The following is a 25,303-nucleotide window of genomic DNA, read 5'->3' as shown; positions in this document are numbered from 1 at the left end:
GTGAAACGTTGCGCTACTTGGCCCGGGGATGGGCCTGGTCGTAGGCTTGGCGCAGGCGCTCCTTGGTGACGTGGGTGTAGATCTGGGTGGTCGAGAGCGAGGCGTGGCCGAGCAGGCTCTGGACGGAACGCAGGTCGGCGCCGGCGTCGAGGAGATGGGTGGCGAAGCTGTGCCGCAGCTTGTGGGGCGAGATCTTGAAGGGGATCGAGCTGAGCTTGAGATACTTCTTCAGCAGCTGGTCGATCGCCTGCTGGCTGATGCGGGTGCGGAGCTTGCCGAGGAACAAGGGACCGTTGGTGACGGCGGCCTCGCGCTGGTAGCGCTGGAGGGCGGCGAGGGCGGGGCCGCCGACCGGCACGATGCGTTCCTTGGCGCCCTTGCCCATGACGCGGACGTTCTCGCCGAGGAAGTCGACATCCTTGACGTCGAGCCCGCGCAGCTCGGAAATGCGCAGGCCGCAGGAATAGAAGAGCTCGAGGATGGCGGCGTCGCGCAGCGGCATCCACGGCGCGGTTTGCTTGTGGAGGGGCACCTTGAGGGGCAGGGCGAGCAGCTCGTCGATCTGGGAGATGCTGAGGACGACCGGCAGCTTCTTCTCCGGCTTGGGCAGCTGGACTTCGGCGACCGGGCTCTTGGCCAGGCCGCGGCGATGGACGAGGAACTTGTAGAAGGAGCGGAGGGCAGCGAAGCGGAGGCGGATGGTCGCCTTCGACAGCTCCTGCTTCATCAGCTCGAAGAGGTAGCGGCGGAAGTCGTCGGCCGTGGCGTTGCGCCAGCCGGGGAAGCCGTCGCCAAACCAGCCGCGGCAGGTCTCAAGGGCTTGCAGGTAATTGGCCAAGGTGCGCGGCGAGGCGCTGCGCTCGACTTCCATGAAGCGAAGGAAGTCGTTCTCCGGGTCGTCACTCATTGCCGGCGGGCTTTTTCCTCGACCGGACCCAGGCGGTGATGAGGAGGACGATGCCGCCGATCATCATGAGGGCGACGATGCCCATGCCAAAGTAAGCCATCTGGACCTCGGAGTCGGCCTGGGAGCCGATCATCTCCTTGGCGCGCTCCAGTCGCTTGAGGACCAGGAGGATCAGGACGCTCGCGGCGATGAACAGGGTGAGCGCGATGCGGACGAGGCGGTTCATGCGCAGGCGGGGCAGGTGCCAAAGAATTCGAGTTCGTGGTAGAGGTTGCGGTAGCCGGTTTTGCGGCGGATCTCGTCTTCGAGCTCGTGGACGGGACAGGGGGCCTTGACCGCCTCGATGCTGCCGCACTCGGTGCAGATCAGGTAGTCGTGGTGCCGCCCCGGCAGCAGCAGGGTGAAGTAGGCGGCGCGCTCGTGGAGTCCGAGGCGACGGACGACCCCCTTTTCGGCGAGCCGCTGGAGCAGGCGGAAGACGGTGGCCTTGTCGCACTGGTCGCGCAGCCGCGGGGAGGCGGCCAGCTCGCCGAGGGTCATCGGGCGGTCGGAATCGAGCAGGGTGGTGATCAGCTCTTCCAGCGCTTTGGTGCGGCGCAGGCCGGCGGATCGGCAGCGGTCAACGGTCTGGGCGACGAGGTCGGACATCCGGGGAAAGGGTAAGCGGAGGATGGCGGAATGAGAAACGGGAAATGCGGGGAGGATAAGGGCGCTGTGGTGCCGGTCTGGTGAAGCCGGATGAATCCGGCGCTCCGTTTGAGGGCGGCTCGCTTGGCGGGGCCCGATTCAGAGGAGGTTGGGCTGGCCGTCGACGGGCGGCGGCGGGGGGGCACCGATTTTCTGATAGGCGGCGGGCAGGGCGACGCGGCCGCGCGGGGTGCGCTGGAGGTAGCCTTGGAGGATGAGGAAGGGCTCGTGGACTTCCTCGAGGGTCGCGGCGTCCTCGCCGACGGCCACGGCGAGCGATCCGACACCGACCGGGCCGCCGTTGAATTTGTAGATCAGCGCCTCGAGGATGCGCATGTCCATCTCGTCGAGGCCTTGCTCGTCGATCTCGATCATGGCCAGGGCAGCGTCGGCGAGCGGACCGGTGATGGTGCCGTCGCCCTTGACCTGGGCGTAGTCGCGGACCCAGCGGAGCAGGGCGTTGGCGACCCGCGGCGTGCCGCGCGAGCGGGCGGCGATGCCCATGGCACCGTCCCGCAGGATCGGGATGTCGAGGAGGCCGGCGGAGCGCTCGATGATCTGCGCGAGTTCCTCCTGGCTGTAGTAGTCGAGGCGGTTGACCAGTCCGAAGCGCGAGCGCAGCGGCGCGGTCAGCATGCCGGAGCGGGTGGTGGCACCGACCAGGGTGAAGCGCGGCAGGTTGAGCTGGATCGAGCGGGCGGACGGGCCGGAGTCGATGATGATGTCGAGGCGGAAGTCCTCCATCGCCGGATAGAGGTATTCCTCGATCGCGGGGTGGAGGCGGTGGATTTCGTCGATGAACAGGACGTCGCCCTTCTGCAGATTGGTCAGCACGCCGGCGAGGTCGCCGGCCTTCTCGATCTGCGGGCCGGAGGTGACGTGGAGCTGGGAACCTGTGGCGCGGGCGATGATGTTGGCCAGCGTGGTTTTGCCGAGGCCGGGCGGGCCGGAGAGCAGCACGTGGTCGAGCACATCGTCGCGCTTTCCGGCCGCCGCGACCATGAGTAGCAGCCGTTCCTTGACCTTTTCCTGGCCGATGAACTCGGAAAACACCGGGGGACGGAGGGAGACGTCGTAGGGCGTGGCCGGTGCGGAGGTCGTGGTTTGGTAGAAATTCTCGCTCATCCTGGGCGCGGGAGGAGCAGACCACGAAGGCGGTCGGATGAACACGGTTTTTTGGCGCGAGAATCGGCTTTACAAGCTCGCCCGGTTCCCTAAGTTCCGCGGCCCGCACCGAAACGCCATTTTCGCCATGAAAGTTCTTTCCTCTCTCGCCTCCGCCAAGCGCCGCCACGCCGACTGCCAGGTCGTCAAGCGCAAGGGCACGCTCTACGTGATCTGCAAGTCGAACCCGAAGTTCAAGGCCCGCCAGGGTGCGACCAAGGGCACCCGCCTTTCGAAGAAGGGCGTGAAGTAATTCCCGCGGAGGAATTCCAGGATTTTCCGAAAGACGGCCTGCGGGCCGTCTTTTTGTGTTCGGCGGGCGGCCGCTCCGTCAACCGATGATCCCGGCTTCGCGGAACGAAAAGTAGGCCTCGCGGCCGCGGTCGGGGCGGCCGACGATGATGTGGTCGAGGAAGCGGAGCTGAAGCAGGTCGGCGGCTTCGGTGATGCGGCGGGTGAAATGCTCGTCGGCCCGGCTGGGGGAGGGGTCGCCGGACGGGTGGTTGTGGATCAGGACGAAGCCGTAGGCCCCGCGGGTGATCACCGGACGGAGGATCTCGCGCGGGTGGGCGACGGTTTCGGTCAGGCTGCCGGCGCTGACCTCGATGGTGCCGCTGTGGCGCAGGCGGGTATCGACCAGGGCGACCAGCAGCTTCTCGTGCCGCAGCCAGGCGAGCTGGGGCGAGAAGGTGCGGTGGATCATTTCGGGTGAGTCGAGCGGCGTGCTGGCCAGTTGTTCGCGTGCGGCACGGGCGCCGAGTTCGAAGGCGGCGACGAGTTGGCAGGCCTTGGCGAGGCCCAGGCCCGGCTGCCGGGCCAGCTCGTCGACCCCGGCGCTGCCGAGCGAACCGATCGATCCGTAGTGTTCGAGCAGGTCGCGGCCGATCTGGATGGCACTGCGTCCCTTCATCCCGGTGCGCAGGAACAGGGCGAGCAGCTCGGCGTTGTCGAGGGCTCCGGGGCCGAGCTTTGCCAGCTTCTCGCGCGGCCGCTCGTCGAGGGGGAGGTCGGAAATCCGGTCTGACATGATCGCATGAACACCGATGGGTGGGGTTTTGGCGAGCAGAATTCACCCGGGGCGGTGCCGTGCGTCCGGCAATTGCTCTTGCGGCACGGGATGGCGGCTGGTTCCCTTCCGCCGCTCCATGGCCGCCCCGCAGAACACGATCGCGCTGGTTTTCGACTACGACCAGACGCTCAGCCCGCGCTACATGCAGGACGATGTGTTGTTCCCGGAGTTCGGGATCGATCCCGCGCAGTTCTGGAAAAAGTGCAACGCGCTGGTGACCGAGCAGCAGTGGGACGGGGAGCTGGCCTACCTGAAGTGCATCCTGGACTACCTGCAGATGGACCAGGTGACCAACGCCCGGCTGACCCAGCTCGGTGCCGGGCTGAGCTTCTTCCCCGGTGTCGCGGAGATGTTCGACTCGCTGCCGGCGACCTGCCTCGGTCACGATCACGAGCTGGCGGGCGTGAAGATCGAGTTCTACATCATCTCCTCCGGTCTCAAGGCGCTGCTGGACGGCAGCCGGCTGAAGCCGAAGGTGAAAGCGATTTTCGGCTGTGAATTCGGCGAGGACGCCCACGGCCACATCAGTTTCCCGAAGCGGGCGATCTCGCACACGACCAAGACTCAGTTCCTGTTCCGGATCAACAAGGGCATGCTCGACTACGCCCAGGACGTGAACGACCACATGCCTTCCGACCAGCGGCCGATTCCTTTCGAGAACATGATCTACGTCGGTGACGGGCCGACCGACGTGCCTTGTTTCACGGTGATGTCGAAGAGCGGCGGGCAGGCGATCGCGGTCTATAATCCGGAGGATCCGACCGGCCGCAGCTTCCGCAAATGCTTCCAGTTGTCGGCCCATGCCGGGCGGGTGAAACACATCGCCCCGGCCGACTACAGCGAGGGCAGCCACCTCTGGCTGCTGCTCACCGAGATGGTGCGTGAGACCGCCGACCGCATCCTGCGCCGCCGGTCCGAGGAGCGTGAGAACGCCACCGTGGCCGCGCCGACCTTCTGAAGCCCGGCCGCCGTTCCATCATGTCCGAAAAGAAGCATTTCCATTTCACCGGGGTCTGCGGGACCGCCATGGGCGCCGTGGCCGTCGCGATGAAGCAGAAGGGATTCGTGGTCACCGGGTCCGACAACAACGTCTATCCGCCGATGTCGGACTTCCTCCGCAACGAAGGGGTCGAGATCACCGCGGGATACCGGGAGGAGAACCTGCCGGCCGGGGCGGACGTCATTGTCATCGGCAACGCGATCTCGCGGGGCAACGAGGAAGCGGAGGCCGCCTTGTCGCGGCGCCTGCTCTACCAATCCCTGCCGGAGGTGATGAAGGAGCACTTCCTGCGCGGCAAGCGCAACTACGTGGTCTCCGGCACGCACGGCAAGACCACCACCAGTTCGATGCTGGCCTGGTTGTTCCTGTCCGCCGGCCGCGATCCCGGCTGGATGATCGGCGGCCTGCCCAAGAACCTCGGCCGCGGCGCGCACTTCCCGGATTCGGAGTTCAACGTCCTCGAGGGCGACGAATACGACACGGCGTTCTTCGACAAGCGCTCGAAGTTCCTCCACTACCTGCCGGAAGTCGCGGTCGTGAACAACATCGAGTTCGACCACGCGGACATCTACAACAACCTCGACGAGATCAAGCTGACCTTCCGCCGCCTGCTCAACGTGGTGCCGCGGACCGGCTGCGCGATCATCAACGGCGACGACCCGAATTGCCGCGACGTGGCGGACAATGCCCCGTGCCCGGTCCGCACGGTGGGGCTGGGGGAGGGCAACGACCTCGTGATCGGCGACGTGGAGTACGAGGAGGGTCGTAGCTCGTTCAACCTGGGTGGCGAGCGGTACTCGCTGCGGATGACCGGGGAGTTCAACGTCCGCAACGCCGCGATGGCCGCCGCCGCGGCCCGCTTCGCGGGACTGACGCCGGATGAGATCCGCGGGGGGCTGGAAAGCTTCGACGGCGTGGCACGGCGCCAGGAGCTCCGCGGCGAGGCCGGCGGGGTGAAGGTGATCGATGACTTCGCCCACCATCCGACCGCGATCAAGTTTGCGGTCGGCAGCTTGCGCCAGCGCTACCCGGGGAGCCGGCTGTGGATCCTTTTCGAGCCGCGCTCGAACACCACCCGCCGCGCGGTTTTCCAGGACGATCTGGCGGCGGCGCTCGCCTTGGCGGACCGGGCGGTGATCTCGGAAATCCCCGACCTTCACAAGTTCCCGGAGGATGACCGCCTTGATCCCGACAAGCTCGCCGCGGACATCGCGAAGCACGGTGGACACGGCCGCTACATCCTAACCGTCGACGAAATCGTGGAGACGGTGGCCGCGGAGGCGGAAGCGGGGGACGTGGTCGCGGTGCTGAGCAACGGCGGCTTCGGCGGCATCCACACCAAGCTGCTGGAGCGGCTGAAGTAGGGCGACTTTCCAAGTTGCCCGGGTGTGAGGCCCGCTTGCAATCCGGCGTTGAGGGTCCGGGTTGACTCCGGGTCGGGGGATTCTCCGGAAGCGAGCGGGCATGCCGGTGGAGGCGGTGCGTTCACGGTCACAACGTGAAACGTTGTGCTACTTCCGGGTGGCTGAAGTAGGGCGACTTTCCAAGTTGCCCGGGTGTAAGGCCCGCTGGTAAATCCGGCGTTGAAGGTCCGGCTTAACTCCGGGTCGGGGGATTCTCCGGAAACGAGCGGGCTTGCCGGTGGAGGCGGTGCGTTCACGGTCACAACGTGAAACGTTGTGCTTCTTCCGGGTGGAGGGCTCGCTTGGCGACAGGCGCTGAAGGACCAGAGGATTCCGAATCGGACTTCTCCCGACTGGGGCGTCGTTGCCCGGGAAGGCGACACGATCCTGTACACAACGTGAAACGTTGTGCTACATCCCGGCGAGGCGGTGGTTCATCGCCACCGATCGGCGCAGGGCGCGCATCACGTCGATCATCGGGATGTGGCCCTTCGCGGCCTTGTGGCACTGGTCGCTGACAAAGGCGTTGCGGCTGACATGGCGGCCGATCTCGCTAAACAACTGGCGCATCTGGGTGTCAACCAGGCCGTGCTGGGCCTTGAGGGCGGAGATCTCGCGGTTGGCCTGGCCGATCAGCTGGAATGCGTCGGCAGCCTCGTCGCGGTGCTTCTGCTTCTCCTCGTTGAGATCGGTCTCGATGACATCGAGCTTGCGGTCACCCTCGGCGATGCTGGCGGCGATGCGATCCCGGTCCTGCTTCAACTTGGTGAAGCTGACCTTGAGTTCCGACATGCGGCCCTTGGTCTTCTCGATGACCTCGGAGCCGCCCTCGCGCTGGAGCACCTCGAGTTTCATCTTCAGTCCGTCGTAGATCCGGCGGATCTCGCGGGCCTGCTGGATGACCGAATCCCGCTCCTTCGCGAGGTTCTCCTGATCCTGCAACAGCTGGCTGCGCGCCTCCTCGAGCTCCTGCTGGGCATCCGTCTTGGTGCCGAGCAGGGCGGTCCGTTGTTCGTGGGCGTCGGTGAGGACGGCTTCACACTCGTCGAGGCGGGAGCGGATCTCTTCCCGCTCCTTCATCAGCTTGCGCAGGTTCCAGTATTCGACGCCGAGTTCCTCGACCTCCTCGACCTGCTCCCACACCGATTGCCCGAGCACCTGCTCGGCTTCGCGCAGCAGGTGCATTTCGCTGGCGGCTTCGGACATGCGCCGCTGGCGGCGGTTCACGCCGAAGGCCTGGGCGATGCGGGCAATGATGTAGCGGGAGGTCGTCATCCGGTTTTCCTGCTGGCTTCGATGCTTTTCCGAAGATTGTCGATGACCGTGAAATCTTCAAGCGTCGTGGTGTTGCCGGTGACATTTCCGGTCGCGACCAGCTCCTTGAGCAGGCGCCGCATGATCTTTCCGGAGCGCGTCTTCGGCAGGGCGGGCGCAAAGTGGATTTCGTCCGGCTTGGCGATCGCGCCGATGACCTTGCCGACGTGGTCGCGCAGCTCCTTTTGCAGGGCCGGGGTGCCCTCGACGCCTTCCTTGAGGGTGACGAAGGCGACGACCGCCTGGCCCTTGAGGTCGTCGGGACGGCCGACGACGGCGGACTCGGCGACGGCGGCGTGGGCGACCAGCGCGCTTTCGACTTCGGCGGTGCCAAGGCGATGGCCGGAGACGTTGAGCACGTCGTCGAGCCGGCCGACGATCCAGAAGTTGCCCTGCTTGTCGCGGCGGGCCCCGTCGCCGGCGGTGTACATGCCCTTGTAGTCGGACCAGTAGGTCTTCTTGAAGCGGGCCTTGTCGCCGTAGATGGTGCGGGTCATCGACGGCCACGGCTTGCGAATCACCAGGCGGCCGCCCTCGTTCGGCTTACACTCGTGGCCTTCCTCGTCGAGAATGGCGGCATCGATGCCGAAGAAGGGCAGGGTGGCGGTCCCCGGCTTGGTCGGGGTGCAACCGGGCAGCGGGGTGATCATGATCGCGCCGGTCTCGGTCTGCCACCAGGTGTCGACGATCGGGCAGCGGCCGCCGCCGATCTTGTCGTGATACCACATCCAGGCTTCCGGGTTGATCGGCTCGCCGACGGAGCCGAGCAGGCGCAGCGAGGAGAGGTCGTGCTTTTCCGGGAACTGGTCGCCGGCCTTGATGAAGGCGCGGATGGCGGTGGGCGCGGTGTAGAAAATGCTGACGCCGTATTCCTCGATCATTTGCCAGAAACGGCCGAAATCGGGGTGATTCGGGGCGCCCTCGTACATCACCTGGGTCACCCCCATCGCCAGCGGACCGTAGACGATGTAGGTGTGGCCGGTGATCCAGCCGACGTCGGCGGTGCACCAGTAGACATCGTCGTCGCGCATGTCGAAGACGTACTTGCAGGTGGTGTAGGCACCGGTGAGGTAGCCGCCGCTGGTGTGGAGGATTCCCTTCGGCTTGCCGGTGGAACCGGAGGTGTAGAGGATGAACAGCGGGTGCTCGGAGTCGAAGGCCTTTGCCTCGTGCTTCGCCGGAACCTTCGCCGTTTCATCGTGCCACCAGCTGTCGCGGCCGTCGGTCATCGCGACCTCCTGGCCGGTGCGCTTGAAAACGACCACCGACCGGATGCCCTGGTACTTCTTTAGGGCTTCGTCGACGTTGTCCTTGAGCGGGACGATCTTGCCACGGCGCCAGCCGCCGTCGGCGGTGACGATGTGGGTGGCGCCGGAGTCTTCCAGGCGGTCGACGATCGATTCCGACGAGAAACCGCCGAACACCACCGAGTGCACGGCGCCGATGCGGGCGCAGGCGAGCATCGCGATCGCGGCCTCGGGGATCATCGGCATGTAGACCAGGACCCGGTCCTTCGGTTTCACGCCCTTGGCGACCAGCACGTTGGCGAAGCGGCAGACCTCGCGCTGGAGCTGGCCGTAGGTGATCACCTGGCGGTCGCCGGGTTCACCCTCGAAAATGATCGCTGCCTTGTTGCGGCGCGGTCCGGCGGCGTGGCGGTCGACGCAGCTTTCGGTGACGTTGAGCTTGCCGCCGGTGAACCACTTGGCGTCGGGGGCTTTCCAGTCGAGCACCTTCTTCCACGGCTTGCGCCAGGCCAGTTCCTTGGCCTCCCGTGCCCAGAACTTCTTCGGCTTGTCGACCGACTCCTTCCACAGCTTCTTGTACTGGGCCATGCTGGAGATGCGGGCCTTGGCGGAAAAACTCTTGGCGGGCTTGAAGACGCGGTCCTCCGCGAGGTGACTTTCAATCGAATTGCTCATGGGTCCTTGGGTTTCCGGGCAAATTTCGGGTTCCCGGAATGTGCTGAAAACTACAAGGGCCTTTTTGGCGGGGGCGACTCAAAACTTCCCCCGGGATGCCCGCGCGGCCGACTTTTTCGGGTGATCGCCGCGGGCCGTCCCGCTAAACGGGATCCTTCCGCCAATCGCGCGGGCTGGAACCCGTTTCACGGCGGAAAAAGCTGCTGAACCGGTTCACCTGGTCGAAGCCGCACAAGGCCGCGACCCGTGAGACGGTGAGCGACGGGTCGGCGAGGTGACGCTTGGCCGCGGCCAGCCGTGCGCCGCGGATCGCTTCCCCGGGCGGCTGGCCGAATTGCCGGTTGAACCGGGCATGGAGGGATTGCGGGCTCATGCCGACGCCGGCTGCGACTTCCTTGACCGTGATGCCTTCGCAGGCCCCGCTTGCAATCAGCGACATGGCGCGGCCGAGCGGGTCGTCGGGGGAATGACCGGCGGTTGACTCGCGGCGGGTGACCGGGGGCGGCGGCACCGGGGTGAAGGGAGGCGGACGCTTGCCCTCGATCAAATGCCGGTGCAGCACGGCCAGGGCCTCGAAGCCGATCCGCTCGCCGGGCAAGGGGATGCTCGAAAGGGTGGGGTGGCCGCATTCGGCGACCGGGAAATCGCCGAGGCCGAGGACCGCGATATCCTCCGGTACCCGCAATCCCATGTCCGTGGCCAGATCGCAAACCCGTCGCGCCAAGTGGTCTTCGCCGCACCAGATCCCCACCGGGAGCGGCGACGATGCCAGGGCCTGGCGCAGGCGCCGTGCGGGAAGGTCCCCCAGCGGCAGGCGGCGCGCGGCTTCGGAATCGGCGGCGTCCGCGGGCTCGAAAACCTGATGGCAGGTCGCGGGAATGCCGAGTCGCCGGGTGTGTTCGACGAACATCTGGCAACGGCGCTCCTTGACCGGCAGTCCGTGCGTTCGGAAATCGACATACAGCAGGCGCGCCGGCGCGGTCGCCGCCAGATGTTCCACCGCAATCTTCACCACGGCTTCGGAGTCGAAGGAGATGCACGGCACCCGTTCCACCGGCCAATCGCCGCTCACCGAGACCAGCGGGATGCCGCGGTCCAGCAGGGCCTCCACCCAGCTGGCGTCACGCGATGCCCAGATCATTGCCGCGTCGAAATCGACCGGGTCACGCAGTTCCAGCCGTCCAGGCTGGTCGACCGGGTAAAAGACATCCACCAGGGTCACGGCGGGCTTCTCCCGCGAATAGCTCAGGGCGCCTTGCAGCAGCCGTGCCGAATGGTCCGACTCAAGCGGCAGGATGATGGCGATGCGGCGACGGGTGGAAGGCACAGCGAAGCTTGACTACGGCGGGTCACGGGCGGGGGCAACCTGATAATACGTGAACTTTGTCGTTTCGAAATGACCTATTATCCGAAGCGCACTTTGGTCTAACATCCCGGCCGTTTGTCGCCATCATGAGATCCATTTTTCTTCCCCTCCTGACCGCCGCCGCCGTGCTCCCTATGACCCAGTGCATCATGGTCGATGAGAACGGCAATCCCGTCGAAGGCAGCGCCAGCCAGTTGCCCGGCAGCGCGTCTTCCTACGGCCAGCCGCTGACCGCCGAGACCGGTAACGGGGCCGTCACCATCCGCGAGGGCGGCCGGGTGTTGACCTCGTTCCGCACCGCCGCGCCAAACGTCGAGCAGACCCGCTGGTACGCCGAGCAGGAGCAGATCGTGGTGAAGTCCCGCGGTAACCACGGCCCGGCCACCGTCGAACTCTTCAACAGCCGCACCGGCGCCAAGCTTGGCACGGTGATGGCCTACGAAGCCGCCAACGGTCCCGCTTGGGCGCGGAGCATGGCGGAGTGAGCCATTTTTCACCATTCACCGCATCCATCCAGATTCACCCAAATCAAACCAGTCCACACCTGACATGAACCACCACACTCCCATCCTCGCCTCATTGCTCGCCTCCGCTGCGGTGAGCACCGCCTCGGCGGCCGTCGCCGTTTCCAATCTGGGGGAGTCCCCCAATGGCGGCATCGGCTTTCAGACTCAGGTCGCCACTTCCTTCACGACCGGCGATGGCTTGCCCTCGTGGAGCTTGGAATCAATCGCCATCGCCTTCACGCGGGACACCGGGAACTCCGCCGATGGGATTACCGTGTCGATCCACTCGGATGCGGGTGGAACTCCTGGCACGCAGACCGTCTCGTTGACCGGCAGTGCCATTACCGATCCGGGAACGTACCTCTTCACCCCGAGTTCCGCCACAAACCTTGCGGCATCGACCACCTACTGGCTGGTCATGAGCGGAGGTAGCCTCTCCGGGGACATCACCCGCTGGGCCCTTACCAGTTCCGACTCCGAATCACCGGCACTCGCGGGCTGGAGCATTGGGGATGATGTGTTCACCAGCTCGTCCGGCTGGGCCAGCGCCGGTCCTCAGACCGGACAATTCGCGGTCAACGTGGTTCCGGAGCCGTCCGGAGCGCTGCTGGCTGGCCTGGGCGTGTTCTCCATCGCCTTGCGCCGCCGCCGGGGCGGTTTTTAACAGAGGATCCCGATATGCGTTCCCTCGCTCCACTCGCCCTGTTCGCTGCGCTGTTGTCGACCGCCCCGGCCGATGACGTCACCAAGCGCGTCGAATTCAAGAAGGGCTCCGACCACGCGATCCTGACCGGCAAGATCACCGGACGCGACTCGGTGCTCTACAAGCTCAACGCCAAGGACAAGCAGTTCCTCCAGGTGACCGTGCTGCCGGAGGGCAAGAGCGCCGACTTCAACATCTACATCCCGGGTCGCGGTCCCGGCGACGAGGCCCTCTACACCTCCGCGACCGGCGGTATGAAGTATCTCGGCCAACTCTACAAGACCGGCGACCACACGATCTCGATCTTCCAGAACCGTGCCGCCGCCCGCCGGGGAGAGGTCGCGGAGTACAAGCTGATGGTTCGAGTCACTGACAAGCAGCCGGTCGACGAGGAAGTACCAGCGACCGGTCCGGTCCCGCAGAAGGTGATCGACGACTGCCTCGCCGAGCTGCGCAAGCAGGTCGGCAACGAGACGGGCATGAAGGTGATCTCGTCCAAGAGAGGCGAGAACTCGTTCATCATCGACGTGAAGGTCGACAGCGCGGAGAAGCCGTGGCGTTGCTACCACGACGGCACCAAGTGCACCGGCGCCGAGTATCAAGGCGAGGGGTAACCCCGAGGAGAGGCAAAGAGGGTGGCCGCAGTTTTCCCGAGTGGTCTGGCTCGTGAAGCGGAGGGGCTCGGGCAGTGGCTCAGGAGGATCGCCGCGGTCCCCGCTTGGCCGACTTTTTCGAGGTATGCCGGGCCGACGGCGGCAGGTTGCCGCTTGCCGGGCGGCGTGCCGCCTTGGCCGGCGGGGCGGGGCGGGATGTTCCCGGTTCCGGCTTGGCCACCTTGCGGGCGACCTTCTTGGCTGTCTTGGCGGCCGGGCGGCGGGCCGGCTTGCGTTTGGGATTGCGGCGGAGCAGATCGATCTCGGGGTCGTCGATCAACCGGCAGGCGCCTGCGGGCAGCGGCCCGAGCTCAAGTGAACCGATGCGCAGGCGGACCAGCTTCTGGACCTTGTAGCCCAGGGCCTGGAACATCATGCGGATCTGCCGTTTGAGGCCGGTTTCGAGGACGATCCGGTAGCGGCGCGACGACAGGCGCGCGACTTCCTTGGCGACCATCCGGGTCTTCTCGACGTAGACGCCGGACAGGAAGAGGTCGAGGTGCTCGTTGAGGACCGGCTGGTTGGCGGTCACGATGTACTCCTTTTCGACCGACTTCGAAGGGTGCATCAGCGACTGCGAGAGGTCGCCGTCGTTGGTCAGGATCAGCAGCCCCTCGGAATCGCGGTCGAGGCGGCCGACGTGATGGAGGTGCTGGAGGGTGAGGGGGATGACCTTGTAAATGGTGTCGCGGCCGAGTTCATCCTCGCGCGAGCAGACGTAGCCACGGGGCTTGTGGAACATCACCGTGGTCGTCTGCTTCTCCTGGACGCGGCGGCCGTCGACCCGGACGAAATCGGTCGCTTCGACCCGCTGGGCCGGATTGAGGCAGGGCTTGCCGTTGATTTCCACGTGACCCTCCTGCACCAAGGCGTCGCAGGCACGGCGGGAGCCGACCCCGCAGGAGGCGAGGAACTTGTTCAATCGGGTGCCTTCGGGCATGGCGGTCGGGTCGGGATGGAGGATTCAGGCTCTAGAAACGCAAAAGGCGCAGACCCTTGCGGGCACTGCGCGTCTGCGGAAAATCGGGGATTCCCGGATTCAGGCTTCACCCTTGGTCTTCGGGAGACCGATCGGGCTGGTGCCGGCCTTCCACTGGCCGCGCTCCTTGAGGAGCTTGACGCGCTCGAAGCGCTTCATGACGGAGCGCTTTCCTGCTGCGGAACCGGATGCTTTGAGGCTGCTGTGCTTGGACATGGGAAAATCGTTGTTGCTGAACGGGGCGCGGAAACTAGGAAGGTCCGGTCCCGTTGGCAATGGGAAAATCCGGTCATTTCAGGGATTCTTCAAATCGTGCCGAACAGGCGGTCGCCAGCGTCCCCCAGTCCGGGGAGGATGTAGCCGCGGTCGTTCAGGCCGCGGTCGATCGACGCGGTGAAAACGGGGACATCCGGCCACGCCGCCTCGAAGGTGGCGATCCCTTCCGGTGCGGCGACCAGGCAGGCGAAGCGCAGGTGGGTGGCGCCGAGGTCGACGAGCCGTTGCACGGCCTCCACCGCGGAGCCGCCGGTGGCGAGCATCGGGTCGAGCAGGATCACCTCGCAGTCGGCGATCACCGGCGGCGTTTTGATGTAATAGGGCTCCGGCTGGAGTGTCAGTTCGTTCCGAGCCAGGCCGATGTGGGCCACGGCGGCGTCCGGAAGAAGGTCGAAGAAGCCGTCGAGGAAGCCGAGGCCCGCCCGCAGGATGGGGGTGAGGATGATCCGCCGGGCGGCCTTTTGCCCGCTGGTCACCTCGAGCGGGGTCTCACAGCTGACCACCTTGGTTTCGAAATCGGCGGTGACGGCCGGCACCATCAAGGAGGCGATGCGGCGCAGGCGCTGGCGGAATTCCGGCCCCGGACAGGTCCGGTCGCGCATGCCGGTCAGTTCGGCAAGGATGAGCGGATGATCGACAACATAAACCACGCTCCATGAGAAAGCGCGATCCGTGCCGGGAGGCAAGCGGGGAGTGATTCCGTCTGCTCCCGGTCTGGGGATGGCCAGAGTCTCAGTCGGCAAGGCACTCTTTGATATAGGCGATGCCTTTGGTGTAGACCTCTTCCGGTGACGGGAAGAGGTCGCGCCACACGCGGGTGGCGGCGGCGAGCTCGGGCAGCGAGCGGCCGAAGGCCTCGATGGTCAGCCAGCCGTCGTAGCCGCCTTCCTTGAGGACCTGGATGCTTTCGCGGATCGCGGCGTGGCCGGTTCCCGGGGTGCCGCGGTCGTTTTCCGAGATGTGGACGTGGCCGACGGCGCCGAGGTGCTTCTTCAGCGAGGCGGCGGGGTCCTTTTCCTCAATGTTGGCGTGGAAGGTGTCGAACATCGTGCCGAAGTTCGGGTGGTTCACCAGCGCGGCGTAGTCGGCACCCTGCTGCATGGTGGTGATGAAATAGCATTCGAAGCGGTTGAGCCACTCGATGATCAGCTTCACGCCGGCTTGCTGCGCGTAATCGGCGGCCTGGCGGTGGACTTCCGCCGCGCGTTCCCATTCATCCTTGGTCGGACCGCCGCCGGAGAACACCCCGAGCGGCTGGTGATAGGGGCCCATCAGGATCTCGGTGCCGGCGGCCTGGCAGGTGTCGATGATGCCCTTCAGGTAATCCACCGCTCCGGCGCGGTGGGCGGCGACGGGGCTGCACGGATTGTGTTCCTCGTCCGGGATCACCGTCACGGCGGTCGAGCGGAGACCCGCGTCTTTCAGGGCCTGGCCGACCACCTTGTGGTGCGCGACGTCGGCGGCGAAGATCGGGATCTCGACGCCATCGTAGCCGGCGCCTTTGAGGGAATCGAGCAGGGGGAAGAGTTCCAGCGAAAGTCCGGGACCCCAGAGGAGGGTGTTGAAGCCGATATTCATGGTGGAATTGGAGTAGGTGCCGAAACGGTCCGGGGCGATTCATTTTTCGGACCGATGTGATTTTGCTTCCGTTATTGTGAGATTTTTTCTGAATCGGTGACCTGCATGAACGATCTTGTCCACGGTGAACCCAGCTGGCAGCTCTCCCACGACCTCGTGAAGTTGTGGATTACCTGCCGTGGCGGGCACCTTGCCCCGGTCGAATTCGACCTCGGGGAGCGGGTTGTCTCGCCATACGCGATGGCACCGTGGCGCGGTGACGAGGCGGATTCAAAGCTGCCTGGATTGCTCGCCGTCCTGCGTGGCGACTTCTTTTGCTTTCCCTTCGGGCCGCAGCGGAAGGGCCCGCCGCACGGGGTTTCCGCGAATGCCGCGTGGCAGGTGGTTTCCGGCGGGGATGATCGCATTCATCTCGGGATGGATGATCCGGATAGTGGGGGGTGGATGGAGAAAATTGTCCTGATCAAGGAGGGGCAGACCGCCATTTATTGCGATCACCGGATCTCCGGGGTGGAGGGGAGTTTCAACTATGGAACCCATCCGATCCTCGATTTTTCGGGCTTGGAAGAAGGGGAAGGCAGGGTGAGTGTGTCCGGCTTCCGGTGGGCATCGGTGTATCCCGGTGCCTTCTCCGATCCCCGCAACCGCGAGTACGGTGCCTTGCTTCCCGGCGCTCGCTTCACGGAGCTGGGCGAGGTGCCGCTTGCGAACGGCGGGAGCACCGACTTGACCCGCTATCCCGCCCGCCAGGGGTACGATGACCTGGTGATGATGGTGAACGAGCCGACCACCCCGAAGCAGCCTTTCGCGTGGTCGGCCGCCGTGCTTGACGGCTACGTGTGGTATTCGCTGAAAAACCCCGCCGACTTCCCGGCGACCCTGTTCTGGATTTCCAACGGCGGCCGCCACGCGGCCCCCTGGGACGGATCGCATTTCGGCCGGCTCGGGATCGAGGAGGTTTGCTCGCATTTTTCCGATGGGGTGGATGTCGCCCGCAAGGACTTGCTGGCGTCCGGCAGCATCCCGACCAGCCGTGCTTTCAAGAAGGACCAGACGGTTTCGTTGCGTATCGTGCAGGCCGTCGCCGCGGTGCCGGACGGATTCGGCGCGGTCCGGTCCATTGTCCCCGACGGCCCCGGTTTCGTCGTCATCACCGGCGAGTCCGGCCAGAACGTGCGGACTCCCGTCGACTGGAAATATCCTCTCTGATCCACTGATATCCCAAGATTCCTGAACCCAAGACCATGAATCATCCCCACGTTGTCCAAGACCTGCGCAGGCGCAGCTCCGGCACTGAAGCGCCGGTCTGCCTGCGCTACTTCGGCCCGGTAAAGAATCCCGGCACCCCGGCGATGGGTGCTCACAAAAGATGAAGCCCTTGGGATCCAAGGTTACGCGCCATCTCGTGTTCGCCACGACCACATGCCTCGTTTCTTCCTGTGCCATCCATGATGGAGGGGGCGGCGAGGGAGTGCTGGTCAGGCAGCATGAGTCCGTCTCGATCGTGGAGCGCGTGGTTATCTTGGATTCCGTCGAAGCCACTTCGGCGATGGTGAAAGTCGGGTCGTCCGCGAAGCTCCACGAGTTGCCGCTGGGTCACCACGTGCCCGTGGATTTCAAACGTGGCTTGGTTCTCGTCGAGGCCGATCCCGCGGGGCGTTCGGCCCGGATCTCCGGCTTCCGCATCACCCGCACCCTCAATCCCTATCAACCGTTCTAACTAACAACACACCGCACAACCCAAGATCATGAAACTTCACAACGCCATGTGGCCCGGTCTCGTCGGCAAGGAGGCCGGCACCGACCACCCGCCAATCTCGCTCGAGCACATGCTCGACATGACCGCCGCCGCCTCCGTCAACGGCCGCAAGTACGACGGCGTGGACCTGTTCCTGTTCCACCCGCATACCGATCCCGACGCCACCGACGACGCGATCAAGGCGATGGCCGACCAGATTGCCGCCAAGGGCCTCAAGGTCGGATCGCTGGTGGCCCCGGTCTGGCCGGGCACCGTCGGCGGACCGGCTTTCGGCTCCGATTACGACCGCAAGAACTTCATCCTCGCCGTCGAGAAGGCCTGCCGCATCGCGGACATTCTCAAGGCCCACGGCGTGCGCGAGTACGGGTTAATCCGCATCGACTCCGCCGGCGGCGTGGCCGACTGGGCGAAGGACCCGGCGGGCAACACGAAGAAGATCGCCGAAACCTGGCGCGAGGCCGGCAAGGTCGCCGCGCAGCACGGCGAGCGCTTGGCAGCGGAAGGAGAAATCTGCTGGGGCGGCATGCATTCCTGGAAGGCGATGATCGACACGCTCGAAGCGACCGGCATGCCGGAAACCGTCGGCTTCCAGGCCGACCTCGCCCACACCTACCTCTACCTGATGGGCTACAACGCCCCGGAAGCCGCCTTGCTCAAGGAAGGCTACAGCGACGAGGAATTCTGGCCGGCCTACACGAAGCTGACCGACGCCCTGCGGCCGTGGACGATCGACTTCCACGTCGCCCAGAACGACGGCTCGGTCCACGGTACCGGCAGCCACGACAAGACCGGCCGCCATTGCCGCGCCGACGACCCGAACGGCAAGCTCGACATCGCCAGGTGCTCAGCCTTCTGGCTCAAGGACGCAGCCGCCCGCGGGATGAAGCACATCTGTTGGGACGGTTGCATGTTCGCCAACGAGATCCTCGAGGACGCCCGCACCTGGGAGACCATCCTCGGCAAGATGATCGAAGTCGACCAGGCACTCTGAAGCTGCTGCCACTCCACTACCCATTCTTCAGGAACCACCTACCATGGCTGCCTCGACTTCCATTCTCGCGGAGAAACTTCACGAGTATCCCCATCATGATGTCATCGACGGAGGATCGGATTCGATTCTCGATGACTGCCTCGATCAGAATGACGGGGTGCTGCAGCTTCTGCACCGCTACGCCGGCCGGACCTTCTGCTCCCCGGGCAAACGCCTTCGCCTGGATGAAAAATCCTACTATCCGGACTACATGGGCGGAACCGGACTCGATGAAGTCTGGATGTGCTGCACCGTGCCCATTGTGACCGGTGTCATCGATACCCGCACGGGAAAGGCGCCGTTCCGTGAGGGAGAGGCCCACGTGCTCACTCCGGGCGGGCAGGTCATCTCGCTTCAGGATCTGATCGAGACCCATCCCGAGGCGGTCATGGGAGAGAAGCTCATGGCGGTTTCCCAATCCCTGTTCGGCCGGGTCACCTGGCCGATCGTGTCCAAGAAGTTCGACAACCTGAACCCCATTCCCCACCACCTTCACTGGTCGAAGTGGGAGGTCTACGACATCAATTCCTTCGACAATCCCGGGGTCAGCCCGTCGCATTATCACACCACGGCCATGGGGCTGTATCCGTTCGTCACCAAGGACGATTTCCTTGCCTGCATGAAGCGTTGGGGGCAGGGCGAATACAACGGGGTGCGGCATTTGTCGTCGCACACGATGATGAAACTGGACGACGGCTTCGTGATGCCGAACGGTGTGCTGCACTCGCCGACGGACCTTTGCACCCACGAGCTGCACGTCACGATGGACGAGCATTTCCTGGCCGAGGACCTGACGCTCGACGGAAGGATCGGAGCGGCCGATGCGTTCTACGCCTGCCGGGAAGAGGACTATCCGAAAGACCGGCACGAAGACTGGGAATACCTGGTCGACAAGTTCGACTTCGAGGCGAACCAGGATCCCGACTTCGTTCGGAAGAATTCGCGTCCGGCGATCGCCGCCGAAGAGTTTTCCGGCGACGGAGTGAACGCACAGTGGATTGTTTACGGTGATATCCTCGGTGACCAGAAGTGCTCCATTCTCCGATTGACCCTTGCGCCTGGAGCCAGGACGAGTTTCCGCCCGGAAAGTCCCGCGCTGTTCCACACGAACGGCGGACGCGGCCGGGTTGGAAAACTCGAAGTGCGCTATCACCAGGACATGAAGCTCGGCGAAATCTATCCCGAGATCGGATTCATCACCCAGGCCGCGCTGGATCGTGGTGGTGTGGAAATCGAGAACACGGGAGATGAACCGCTCGTCCTGACCTTCGACTTCCCACAGCACGCGCATACCCGGACACCGGGCACTGTCTGACGCCGATTGGAATCCAATATCAACCCAACACACGACCCTCTTCATCATTATGAAAAAAGAAATCCGCATCGGCCTCATCGGCTACGGCTTCATGGGCCGCACCCACTCGAACGCCTATTCCCAGCTCAGCCACTTCTTCGACACCACCCACGTCCCGGTCCGCCAGGCGGTCTGCGGGCGCAGCGAGGAGAAGGTGAAGGAGTTCGCCGAGAAGTGGGGCTACGCCTCCTACGAAACCGACTGGCGCGAGCTGGTGAAGCGCGACGACATCGACGCGGTCGACATCTGCACGCCCAACGACTCCCACGCCGAGATCGCGCTCGAGTGCATCAAGCACGGCAAGATGATCCTCTGCGAGAAGCCGCTGGCCCTCAACGGCGAGCAGGGCGAGGAAATGGTCAAGGCCGTCGAGGCCTCCGGCCTGCCGAACCTGGTGTGGTACAACTACCGCTTCCTGCCCGCGGTCACGCTGGCGAAGAACATCGTCGATGCCGGCGAACTCGGCCGGGTCTTCCACTACCGCGCGAACTTCCTGCAGGACTGGACGATTTCCGAAGAACTGCCGCAAGGCGGCGCCGGCCTGTGGCGCCTTGATGCCGCGGCCGCCGGTTCCGGCGTCACCGGCGACCTGCTCGCCCACTGCATCGATACCGCCCGCTGGATCAACGGCGACATCGTCCAGGTCAGCGCGATGACCGAGACCTTCATCAAGGAGCGTGTCCACACGGCGACCGGCGAGAAGCAGGCGGTGACCATCGACGACGCCTGCGCCTTCCTCGCCCGCTTCGAGAACGGCTCGCTGGCGATCTTCGAGAGCACCCGCTACGCCCGCGGCCACAAGGCGCTCTACACCTTCGAGATCAACGGCGAGAAGAAGTCGCTGGCGTGGGACCTCCACGACATGAACTACCTCTCGTACTTCGACCACGGCGTCCCCGGCGATCGCCGCGGCTGGACCAACATCCACACCACCGACGGCGACCACCCGTACTCCGGGAACTGGTGGGTCCCCGGCCTCTGCCTCGGCTACGAGCACTCCTTCACCCACGAGCTGGCGGAGTTCTTCAAGTCGCTCGACGAGCCGTCGGCGGAGAAGCGCTATCCCGACTTCCGCCACGCCCTGGGCACCCAGTACGTCTGCGACGCCGTGCTCGAGTCCGCCCGGACCGGGCAGTGGGTTGACGTGAAGAAGTCCTGAGTTCGTCCTCGATTTCCCGGCGCCACCGTTCCTCCGGGAACGGTGGCGTTTTCGTGCCGGCTTGTCCTTTCCGGCTTGTGATTTGACTTCGATGCAGCGCCGAGGGGTAATCGGAGAATGCCAAAGGTTCGCATCATCTTCCTACATCTGGTCGCCGGGTTCGCGGGGTGGGGAGCAGTCGTCGCGGTGGAATCCCTGGATTCAAAGTCAGAAGGCGATTTGCGATCCGTGGACGGGGTCGCCACTAGGGTGGCTCGCGACATTTCCGGCGATGCTACGGTCGCGGGGCAACGGCTCCTCAAGCGACTGCGGGCGAAGACATCCCGAGGCACGTCGGACTTTTTCACATTCAAGTCCGAATCTCCCGATCGTGAGGAGATGCCATCGTCGCTCCCCGAGCGATTGACCCAAGCACTTGGCGAGATCGGGATCAATCTCGACGGCAGCGCCGCGTCTACGGGGCACCCGTCGGATGGCCGAGGTGAGCGGGCCCGCAAGGCCCTCTATCTATCGTGCCTTTATGCAATTCTCCTGCCGGAAATCGAATGGGATGGCGGCCGCAACTTTGCCTGCGCGTTCCGTCACGGTGAAATGGAAGCAATGGAAATCCACGATCATTTCGCGGAGATCTTGCCCGAGGTCGCGCGCACTGAAGTCCTCCGGCTTTGCTTGTACGACAGTCTCGTCCAGCTTGACCCTGTCCGCGCAGGTCCATTGCTCGACACCCTTCCGCAGCAACAGGCGACGGGTGCAAAGTATTGGGCTGCCAGGGGGTATCGTTCGGAATTCGGTCCGGCGGAGCTTCTTTCGTTGTTGGGGACCATCCCGGAGCAAAACGAGGAAGTCTCGGTGAAAGCTCGCCGGTCTGTCTGGGAAGACCATACACCGCGCTTTCTCGAAAGCTATGGGAGCGATTATTTGTCATGGGCGGCGGGGCTTCCGGCCGGGATGGAAAGGGACCTCGCCATCGCGGCAATGCTCCCTCATTTCGGAAACAACGACGGGGCAATCTATCATCAATTCCGCGAACTCATCGGGTCGGATGACATTCGGAACGGTCTTGAATCCCGTTAGGTCGAGATGAACGCATCCCTTCGCTATTGGCCCACCCTGCTTGCCGCGCTGATCACGGGCGTAGCAGTTGCAATGTCGGGGTTTGGGAGGAATCCGGAGGGGAGGCATCAGGTTGCGGATTTGGATGGGACCAATTCAAAACATCGATCCGGAATGCAGTCCGGGGAGCAAGGATCCCGTCGCTTTGGTCGTCCGGAGAAGAGTGCGCCCGCGGCGGCCTTCGCAGCGGCATGGAAGATCCTCGGGGAAGGGCGATTTGCTCCTCATGAGATTTCGGACCTGCAATGCGAATTGCTCGGAGAGTGGTGCTTGGTCGACCTAGAGGCCGCGCTGGGTGCCGGATTCAACGAGGCTCACGGGGAGCGGGGGTTTTCAGGCCTTTCAACGGTCGAGGTGTGTCGAGCAGGGATCACCGCCCGGCCGGACCTTGCTTGGGAATTGATCCGGAACCGGACCTTCGGTCTTTCGACGGCGCGGCTTCGCCCCGTTTGGACCGAAATCATGGGATGGCAGGATCCCGTCGAATTGCTTGGTCTCTTCGACGAACTACCTGCCGACCCGCCATGGAGCAAGGGGTGGCTTGGTACTGCTTCGTCCGGGGATCCGGATCCGTTCGCGACCGGTCCCGATGCCGGAGTCACCCGTGATTTGGGGCCGCAACGAACCGTCAGGGGAACCATGCCGGGGTCCCGGGAAGAGGCGATTTGTGCAGCCCTCAGGGGAGCGCACCGCATCGGGACGTCGAGAGCGGTTTCCACGGAAGTCGTCGATCGGGTGATTGCCCTGGCCGGAGAGGATTCCAGCGGAAGGTTGCTCACCACGGCTGAGAGCTACATGTCTCGAAAACAGACCGAGGAGACCTTGGTCGCCGGGATTTACGGGGCACATCGGCCCGAGGTTCGGCGGTTCTATCTCGTTGCGTATGCAAACAAGCTGCTCGATCCTGATGATCCGGCGAGGGAGGTGGAACCATCCAGGGTGCCGGACGATCTTCGTTACGAAATCATGGAGATATTGAAATCCGACGGGGGGAGGTGAATTGCGATCCGTGGGATTGGATGTTCTTCTCCCGTGAGTCGAAGACGGGCAGGAGATTGTAGCTGCAGCTGACGCGGTGTTCTCCGAGTCTTCGGCGTGATCTATCAGATTCGTGAAAAGTTCTGGTCTTGGGGCGATGACTTCGTGATCCGCGACTCGGCGGGAAACACCGCGTTCCGGGTGGAGGGAGAAGCATTCTCGTGGGGCGACAAGCTTTCCTTCCAGGATCCCGCCGGGCGGGAGCTTGCCTTCATCGCGCAGAAGATGTTCTCGATGATGCCCCGCTACGAGATCCATCGGAATGGTAGCTTGTTCGCGGAGGTCGTGAAGGAGTTCGGCTGGTTCAGCAAGGAGTTCACCCTCGATGTGCCGGGGCCCAACGACTACACGATCCAGGGGCGGTTCTGGACGCATGACTATGAGTTCATCCGCGGTGGGCGGGTGGTTGCCACGGTCGACAAGGAGTTCTTCAGCATGTCGGACACCTATGGCGTCCGCATTGCCGAGGGTGAGGACGAGGTGTCCATCCTCGCGGCGTGCATCGTCATCGACCAGGTGTTGCACGACGAGTCGGAGTCGTGACGTTTCACAACGCCCGGTGCCATGCTTCCGGCAGCCGGCTCCCGGAATGGTAGACGAGGTGCAGCACCCGGCGGTTCCCCGGGATGAGGGAGGGCGAAGAGGCGTGGAGAGCGAGGGGCTTCATCAGGATCAGGTCGCCTTCGCCGGCAAGGCAGGTGACTTCGCCGCTGCGGCCGGCGGCGGCCGCGTGGTCCGATGACATAATCCCGGAACGATGGGTGCCGGGGCTGACCCGCAATGGACCGTTCTGATCGTGGCAATCGTCCAAGTGAAGTCGCGCAGCGAGCAAGTCCTCCAGCACGGCGAGTGGCGGGCGGGCATAGTCGATGCCTGCCTTGCGGGAAGGAAGATCGTAGCCCGGGCTGCTGACCGGACGGGCGAAGGGGAACATGAGGTCCTGGTGCCAGGCGACTTTCCAATTGATCTCCGGCGTCTTGTTGAAGGCGATCGCCTGGATCGCCACCGCCGCGGCGGGCAGGATGCCCAGCGCTTGCAGCCGTCGCTTCACTTCGCGCGAGGCCTCCGCCACGGCGGGATTGTCGAGCAGGCAGCGGGTTCCCGCGGATCCCGCCTTGAAGGCTTCGTCGCGCAAGGTCCGCAGGAGTTGCGGTGGAAGGTGTGACGGCACCCGGTCCCAGCCGTGCGGGTCGAGGCTCATATCACCACGAGGTTTCCAGCACCCGCTTGCCGATCATCGATCCGGCCTCGAGGTCGCGATGGGCGGCAGCGAGGGAGCCGGGGGTGAGGAGACCGCCGTTCTCGCGCATGGTGGTGCGGATGCGGCCGGCGTCGACCAGGGCGGCGACCTCTTTCAGCAGCTTGTGCTGCTCGATCATGTCCGGCGTCTGGAACATCGGGCGGGTGAACATGAACTCCCAGGCGAAGGTCGCGCTCTTGGGCTTCAACAAGCCGATGTCGGGCACGGTCGGTGATTCGACGATGGCGGTGATCGTGCCTTGGGGAACGATGGCGTCGGCCATGGCTTTCCAATGGCCGGTGGTGTCGGCGAAGCAGGCGATGGCGTCGGCGTGGGGGAAGCCGAGCTGCTTGAGTTCGGCGGGCCAGTCGCCGCGGTGGTTGATCACGCGGTGGGCTCCCATTTCCTGGCACCAGGCGATACTCTCGGGCCGCGAGGCGGTGGCGACCACGGTGTAGCCGGTGAGGGTGGTGGCGAGCTGGATGCCGATGGAGCCGACGCCGCCGGCTCCGCTGAGGATGAGCAGGGCCTTGTCCTTGCCATGGTCGAGGTCGCCTGCGGTCAGACCGATCCGGTCGAACAGGCATTCCCAAGCGGTGATGGCCGTCAGCGGCAGCGCGGCGGCCTCCGGGAAACCGAGGGTCTCGGGCTTCTTCGCGGCGATCCGTTCGTCGACCAATTGCAGCTCGGCATTGGAGCCGGGGCGGGTGATGTCGCCGGCGTAGAAGACCTCGTCGCCGGGGCGGAACAGCGAGACCTCGTTGCCGACGGCTTCGACCACCCCTGCTGCGTCCCAACCGAGGATCTTCGGCGCGGTGTCGCTTTCCGCCCGCATCTGCCGGACCTTGTAGTCGACCGGGTTCACCGCGACCGCCTTGACCTTCACCAGCAGGTCGCGCGGGCCGGGGACCGGATCGGGAAGGTCGAGTTCGACGAAGCACTCCGGGTGATCGAGCGGCAGCTTGCGGGTGATGGCGATGGCTTTCATGGCGTTAGATGTAGTCCACTTGAGGCTGACCTGTCATCCCCAACCGTAGGCGGGATCGTGAAACCGCGGGAAGTTGAATGGCTGCCGGGATCAGC

The 25,303-nt window shown here is 64.6% G+C and carries 28 protein-coding genes; 14 read left to right on the top strand and 14 right to left on the bottom strand.

The window, feature by feature from the left end; translation table 11 throughout:
* Positions 1-13: 13 nt before the first annotated feature.
* The 4 genes from IG178_RS06830 to ruvB form a co-directional block, all read right to left on the bottom strand.
* Positions 14-907 (bottom strand): tyrosine recombinase XerC, encoded by an 894-nt coding sequence (locus IG178_RS06830; RefSeq protein ID WP_193211775.1) that lies wholly within the window; start codon positions 905-907, stop codon positions 14-16.
* A complete protein-coding gene (locus IG178_RS06825) occupies positions 900-1,133 on the bottom strand; it encodes a hypothetical protein (protein WP_193211774.1) in 234 nt (77 codons plus the stop codon). The genes IG178_RS06830 and IG178_RS06825 overlap by 8 nt, the downstream gene beginning before the upstream one ends.
* The gene (locus IG178_RS06820) at positions 1,130-1,555 is read right to left on the bottom strand and encodes a Fur family transcriptional regulator (protein ID WP_193211773.1); all 426 of its coding nucleotides are present in this window, start codon (positions 1,553-1,555) and stop codon (positions 1,130-1,132) included. Before IG178_RS06820 ends, IG178_RS06825 begins: the two co-directional genes overlap by 4 nt.
* A gap of 138 nt (positions 1,556-1,693) precedes the next feature.
* A complete protein-coding gene (gene ruvB / locus IG178_RS06815; RefSeq protein ID WP_193211772.1) occupies positions 1,694-2,719 on the bottom strand; it encodes a Holliday junction branch migration DNA helicase RuvB in 1,026 nt (341 codons plus the stop codon).
* Positions 2,720-2,846: 127 nt separating this feature from the next.
* On the opposite strand from ruvB, the gene ykgO reads away from it, so the two are divergent.
* Positions 2,847-3,011: a type B 50S ribosomal protein L36 gene (ykgO, locus tag IG178_RS06810; protein WP_193211771.1), complete on the top strand. Its 165-nt coding sequence runs from the start codon at positions 2,847-2,849 to the stop codon at positions 3,009-3,011.
* A 78-nt stretch (positions 3,012-3,089) separates the two neighbouring features.
* Here the strand turns inward: ykgO and radC are convergent, their stop codons facing one another.
* Positions 3,090-3,785 (bottom strand): RadC family protein, encoded by a 696-nt coding sequence (radC, locus tag IG178_RS06805; RefSeq protein WP_226895024.1) that lies wholly within the window; start codon positions 3,783-3,785, stop codon positions 3,090-3,092.
* Between the two features lie 118 nt (positions 3,786-3,903).
* Here radC and IG178_RS06800 point away from each other — a divergent pair, with 118 nt between their 5' ends.
* Both IG178_RS06800 and mpl read left to right on the top strand, forming a co-directional pair.
* A complete protein-coding gene (locus IG178_RS06800) occupies positions 3,904-4,785 on the top strand; it encodes a haloacid dehalogenase-like hydrolase (protein WP_193211770.1) in 882 nt (293 codons plus the stop codon).
* A gap of 20 nt (positions 4,786-4,805) precedes the next feature.
* Complete coding sequence (mpl, locus tag IG178_RS06795) at positions 4,806-6,191, top strand: UDP-N-acetylmuramate:L-alanyl-gamma-D-glutamyl-meso-diaminopimelate ligase (protein WP_193211769.1); 1,386 nt, start codon at positions 4,806-4,808, stop codon at positions 6,189-6,191.
* Positions 6,192-6,641: 450 nt separating this feature from the next.
* Here the strand turns inward: mpl and IG178_RS06790 are convergent, their stop codons facing one another.
* The 3 genes from IG178_RS06790 to IG178_RS06780 all read right to left on the bottom strand — a co-directional run bounded on the left by IG178_RS06790 (position 6,642) and on the right by IG178_RS06780 (position 10,793).
* Complete coding sequence (locus IG178_RS06790; protein ID WP_193211768.1) at positions 6,642-7,505, bottom strand: hypothetical protein; 864 nt, start codon at positions 7,503-7,505, stop codon at positions 6,642-6,644.
* Positions 7,502-9,466: an acetate--CoA ligase gene (acs, locus tag IG178_RS06785; protein ID WP_193211767.1), complete on the bottom strand. Its 1,965-nt coding sequence runs from the start codon at positions 9,464-9,466 to the stop codon at positions 7,502-7,504. Before acs ends, IG178_RS06790 begins: the two co-directional genes overlap by 4 nt.
* A 142-nt stretch (positions 9,467-9,608) precedes the next feature.
* Positions 9,609-10,793: a substrate-binding domain-containing protein gene (locus IG178_RS06780; protein ID WP_193211766.1), complete on the bottom strand. Its 1,185-nt coding sequence runs from the start codon at positions 10,791-10,793 to the stop codon at positions 9,609-9,611.
* A 125-nt stretch (positions 10,794-10,918) separates the two neighbouring features.
* Here IG178_RS06780 and IG178_RS06775 point away from each other — a divergent pair, with 125 nt between their 5' ends.
* From IG178_RS06775 to IG178_RS06765, 3 genes are all read left to right on the top strand, one after another.
* Positions 10,919-11,317 carry a hypothetical protein gene (locus IG178_RS06775; protein ID WP_193211765.1) on the top strand — a complete coding sequence of 133 codons (399 nt, stop codon included), beginning with the start codon at positions 10,919-10,921 and terminating at the stop codon, positions 11,315-11,317.
* Positions 11,318-11,381: 64 nt separating this feature from the next.
* Positions 11,382-12,002 (top strand): PEP-CTERM sorting domain-containing protein, encoded by a 621-nt coding sequence (locus tag IG178_RS06770; protein ID WP_193211764.1) that lies wholly within the window; start codon positions 11,382-11,384, stop codon positions 12,000-12,002.
* 14 nt (positions 12,003-12,016) lie between these two features.
* Entirely contained in the window at positions 12,017-12,655 is a 639-nt protein-coding gene (locus IG178_RS06765; RefSeq protein WP_193211763.1) for a hypothetical protein, read from the top strand.
* Positions 12,656-12,734: 79 nt separating this feature from the next.
* Here the strand turns inward: IG178_RS06765 and IG178_RS06760 are convergent, their stop codons facing one another.
* The 4 genes from IG178_RS06760 to IG178_RS06745 all read right to left on the bottom strand — a co-directional run bounded on the left by IG178_RS06760 (position 12,735) and on the right by IG178_RS06745 (position 15,527).
* Positions 12,735-13,634, bottom strand: coding sequence for a pseudouridine synthase (locus IG178_RS06760; protein ID WP_193211762.1), 900 nt, complete (start codon positions 13,632-13,634; stop codon positions 12,735-12,737).
* 99 nt (positions 13,635-13,733) lie between these two features.
* Positions 13,734-13,889, bottom strand: coding sequence for a small basic protein (locus tag IG178_RS06755; RefSeq protein ID WP_193211761.1), 156 nt, complete (start codon positions 13,887-13,889; stop codon positions 13,734-13,736).
* Between the two features lie 89 nt (positions 13,890-13,978).
* Complete coding sequence (gene upp, locus IG178_RS06750; RefSeq protein WP_193211760.1) at positions 13,979-14,599, bottom strand: uracil phosphoribosyltransferase; 621 nt, start codon at positions 14,597-14,599, stop codon at positions 13,979-13,981.
* 82 nt (positions 14,600-14,681) lie between these two features.
* Positions 14,682-15,527, bottom strand: coding sequence for a sugar phosphate isomerase/epimerase family protein (locus IG178_RS06745; RefSeq protein WP_193211759.1), 846 nt, complete (start codon positions 15,525-15,527; stop codon positions 14,682-14,684).
* A gap of 105 nt (positions 15,528-15,632) precedes the next feature.
* On the opposite strand from IG178_RS06745, the gene IG178_RS06740 reads away from it, so the two are divergent.
* The 8 genes from IG178_RS06740 (at position 15,633) to IG178_RS06705 (ending at position 23,523) form a co-directional block, all read left to right on the top strand.
* Positions 15,633-16,736, top strand: a complete 1,104-nt coding sequence (locus IG178_RS06740) for a hypothetical protein (RefSeq protein WP_193211758.1) — start codon at positions 15,633-15,635, stop codon at positions 16,734-16,736.
* A gap of 196 nt (positions 16,737-16,932) precedes the next feature.
* Positions 16,933-17,247: a hypothetical protein gene (locus tag IG178_RS06735; RefSeq protein WP_193211757.1), complete on the top strand. Its 315-nt coding sequence runs from the start codon at positions 16,933-16,935 to the stop codon at positions 17,245-17,247.
* A gap of 28 nt (positions 17,248-17,275) precedes the next feature.
* Positions 17,276-18,277 (top strand): sugar phosphate isomerase/epimerase family protein, encoded by a 1,002-nt coding sequence (locus IG178_RS06730; RefSeq protein ID WP_226895021.1) that lies wholly within the window; start codon positions 17,276-17,278, stop codon positions 18,275-18,277.
* A gap of 43 nt (positions 18,278-18,320) precedes the next feature.
* Entirely contained in the window at positions 18,321-19,631 is a 1,311-nt protein-coding gene (locus IG178_RS06725; protein WP_193211756.1) for a hypothetical protein, read from the top strand.
* Between the two features lie 49 nt (positions 19,632-19,680).
* On the top strand, positions 19,681-20,829 hold the full coding sequence (locus IG178_RS06720) for a Gfo/Idh/MocA family protein (protein ID WP_193211755.1): 1,149 nt from the start codon (positions 19,681-19,683) through the stop codon (positions 20,827-20,829).
* 117 nt (positions 20,830-20,946) lie between these two features.
* Entirely contained in the window at positions 20,947-21,903 is a 957-nt protein-coding gene (locus IG178_RS06715) for a hypothetical protein (RefSeq protein WP_226895020.1), read from the top strand.
* A gap of 6 nt (positions 21,904-21,909) precedes the next feature.
* Complete coding sequence (locus tag IG178_RS06710) at positions 21,910-22,941, top strand: hypothetical protein (RefSeq protein WP_193211753.1); 1,032 nt, start codon at positions 21,910-21,912, stop codon at positions 22,939-22,941.
* 96 nt (positions 22,942-23,037) lie between these two features.
* The gene (locus tag IG178_RS06705) at positions 23,038-23,523 is read left to right on the top strand and encodes an LURP-one-related family protein (protein ID WP_193211752.1); all 486 of its coding nucleotides are present in this window, start codon (positions 23,038-23,040) and stop codon (positions 23,521-23,523) included.
* Between the two features lie 4 nt (positions 23,524-23,527).
* Here IG178_RS06705 and IG178_RS06700 read toward each other — a convergent pair whose 3' ends face one another.
* Together IG178_RS06700 and IG178_RS06695 are read right to left on the bottom strand one after the other, a co-directional pair.
* A complete protein-coding gene (locus IG178_RS06700; RefSeq protein WP_193211751.1) occupies positions 23,528-24,181 on the bottom strand; it encodes a phytanoyl-CoA dioxygenase family protein in 654 nt (217 codons plus the stop codon).
* Position 24,182: 1 nt separating this feature from the next.
* Positions 24,183-25,208, bottom strand: a complete 1,026-nt coding sequence (locus IG178_RS06695; RefSeq protein WP_193211750.1) for a zinc-binding alcohol dehydrogenase family protein — start codon at positions 25,206-25,208, stop codon at positions 24,183-24,185.
* Between the last annotated feature and the right edge of the window lie 95 nt (positions 25,209-25,303).

The sequence above is a fragment of the Neoluteolibacter marinus genome (genome assembly GCF_014904755.1).
Taxonomy (GTDB): Bacteria; Verrucomicrobiota; Verrucomicrobiia; order Verrucomicrobiales; family Akkermansiaceae; genus Haloferula; species Haloferula marina.
This window is presented reverse-complemented; position numbering and strand designations above follow the sequence as displayed.

What these genes read in the sequence shown, in the direction of transcription:
- IG178_RS06830 (WP_193211775.1), bottom strand. Translation starts at nt 907, where the DNA reads ATGAGTGACGACCCGGAGAACGACTTCCTTCGCTTCATGGAAGTCGAG.
- IG178_RS06825 (WP_193211774.1), bottom strand. Translation starts at nt 1,133, where the DNA reads ATGAACCGCCTCGTCCGCATCGCGCTCACCCTGTTCATCGCCGCGAGC.
- IG178_RS06820 (WP_193211773.1), bottom strand. Translation starts at nt 1,555, where the DNA reads ATGTCCGACCTCGTCGCCCAGACCGTTGACCGCTGCCGATCCGCCGGC.
- ruvB (WP_193211772.1), bottom strand. Translation starts at nt 2,719, where the DNA reads ATGAGCGAGAATTTCTACCAAACCACGACCTCCGCACCGGCCACGCCC.
- ykgO (WP_193211771.1), top strand. Translation starts at nt 2,847, where the DNA reads ATGAAAGTTCTTTCCTCTCTCGCCTCCGCCAAGCGCCGCCACGCCGAC.
- radC (WP_226895024.1), bottom strand. Translation starts at nt 3,785, where the DNA reads ATGTCAGACCGGATTTCCGACCTCCCCCTCGACGAGCGGCCGCGCGAG.
- IG178_RS06800 (WP_193211770.1), top strand. Translation starts at nt 3,904, where the DNA reads ATGGCCGCCCCGCAGAACACGATCGCGCTGGTTTTCGACTACGACCAG.
- mpl (WP_193211769.1), top strand. Translation starts at nt 4,806, where the DNA reads ATGTCCGAAAAGAAGCATTTCCATTTCACCGGGGTCTGCGGGACCGCC.
- IG178_RS06790 (WP_193211768.1), bottom strand. Translation starts at nt 7,505, where the DNA reads ATGACGACCTCCCGCTACATCATTGCCCGCATCGCCCAGGCCTTCGGC.
- acs (WP_193211767.1), bottom strand. Translation starts at nt 9,466, where the DNA reads ATGAGCAATTCGATTGAAAGTCACCTCGCGGAGGACCGCGTCTTCAAG.
- IG178_RS06775 (WP_193211765.1), top strand. Translation starts at nt 10,919, where the DNA reads ATGAGATCCATTTTTCTTCCCCTCCTGACCGCCGCCGCCGTGCTCCCT.
- IG178_RS06770 (WP_193211764.1), top strand. Translation starts at nt 11,382, where the DNA reads ATGAACCACCACACTCCCATCCTCGCCTCATTGCTCGCCTCCGCTGCG.
- IG178_RS06765 (WP_193211763.1), top strand. Translation starts at nt 12,017, where the DNA reads ATGCGTTCCCTCGCTCCACTCGCCCTGTTCGCTGCGCTGTTGTCGACC.
- IG178_RS06760 (WP_193211762.1), bottom strand. Translation starts at nt 13,634, where the DNA reads ATGCCCGAAGGCACCCGATTGAACAAGTTCCTCGCCTCCTGCGGGGTC.
- IG178_RS06755 (WP_193211761.1), bottom strand. Translation starts at nt 13,889, where the DNA reads ATGTCCAAGCACAGCAGCCTCAAAGCATCCGGTTCCGCAGCAGGAAAG.
- IG178_RS06745 (WP_193211759.1), bottom strand. Translation starts at nt 15,527, where the DNA reads ATGAATATCGGCTTCAACACCCTCCTCTGGGGTCCCGGACTTTCGCTG.
- IG178_RS06740 (WP_193211758.1), top strand. Translation starts at nt 15,633, where the DNA reads ATGAACGATCTTGTCCACGGTGAACCCAGCTGGCAGCTCTCCCACGAC.
- IG178_RS06730 (WP_226895021.1), top strand. Translation starts at nt 17,276, where the DNA reads ATGAAACTTCACAACGCCATGTGGCCCGGTCTCGTCGGCAAGGAGGCC.
- IG178_RS06725 (WP_193211756.1), top strand. Translation starts at nt 18,321, where the DNA reads ATGGCTGCCTCGACTTCCATTCTCGCGGAGAAACTTCACGAGTATCCC.
- IG178_RS06720 (WP_193211755.1), top strand. Translation starts at nt 19,681, where the DNA reads ATGAAAAAAGAAATCCGCATCGGCCTCATCGGCTACGGCTTCATGGGC.
- IG178_RS06715 (WP_226895020.1), top strand. Translation starts at nt 20,947, where the DNA reads ATGCCAAAGGTTCGCATCATCTTCCTACATCTGGTCGCCGGGTTCGCG.
- IG178_RS06710 (WP_193211753.1), top strand. Translation starts at nt 21,910, where the DNA reads ATGAACGCATCCCTTCGCTATTGGCCCACCCTGCTTGCCGCGCTGATC.
- IG178_RS06700 (WP_193211751.1), bottom strand. Translation starts at nt 24,181, where the DNA reads ATGAGCCTCGACCCGCACGGCTGGGACCGGGTGCCGTCACACCTTCCA.
- IG178_RS06695 (WP_193211750.1), bottom strand. Translation starts at nt 25,208, where the DNA reads ATGAAAGCCATCGCCATCACCCGCAAGCTGCCGCTCGATCACCCGGAG.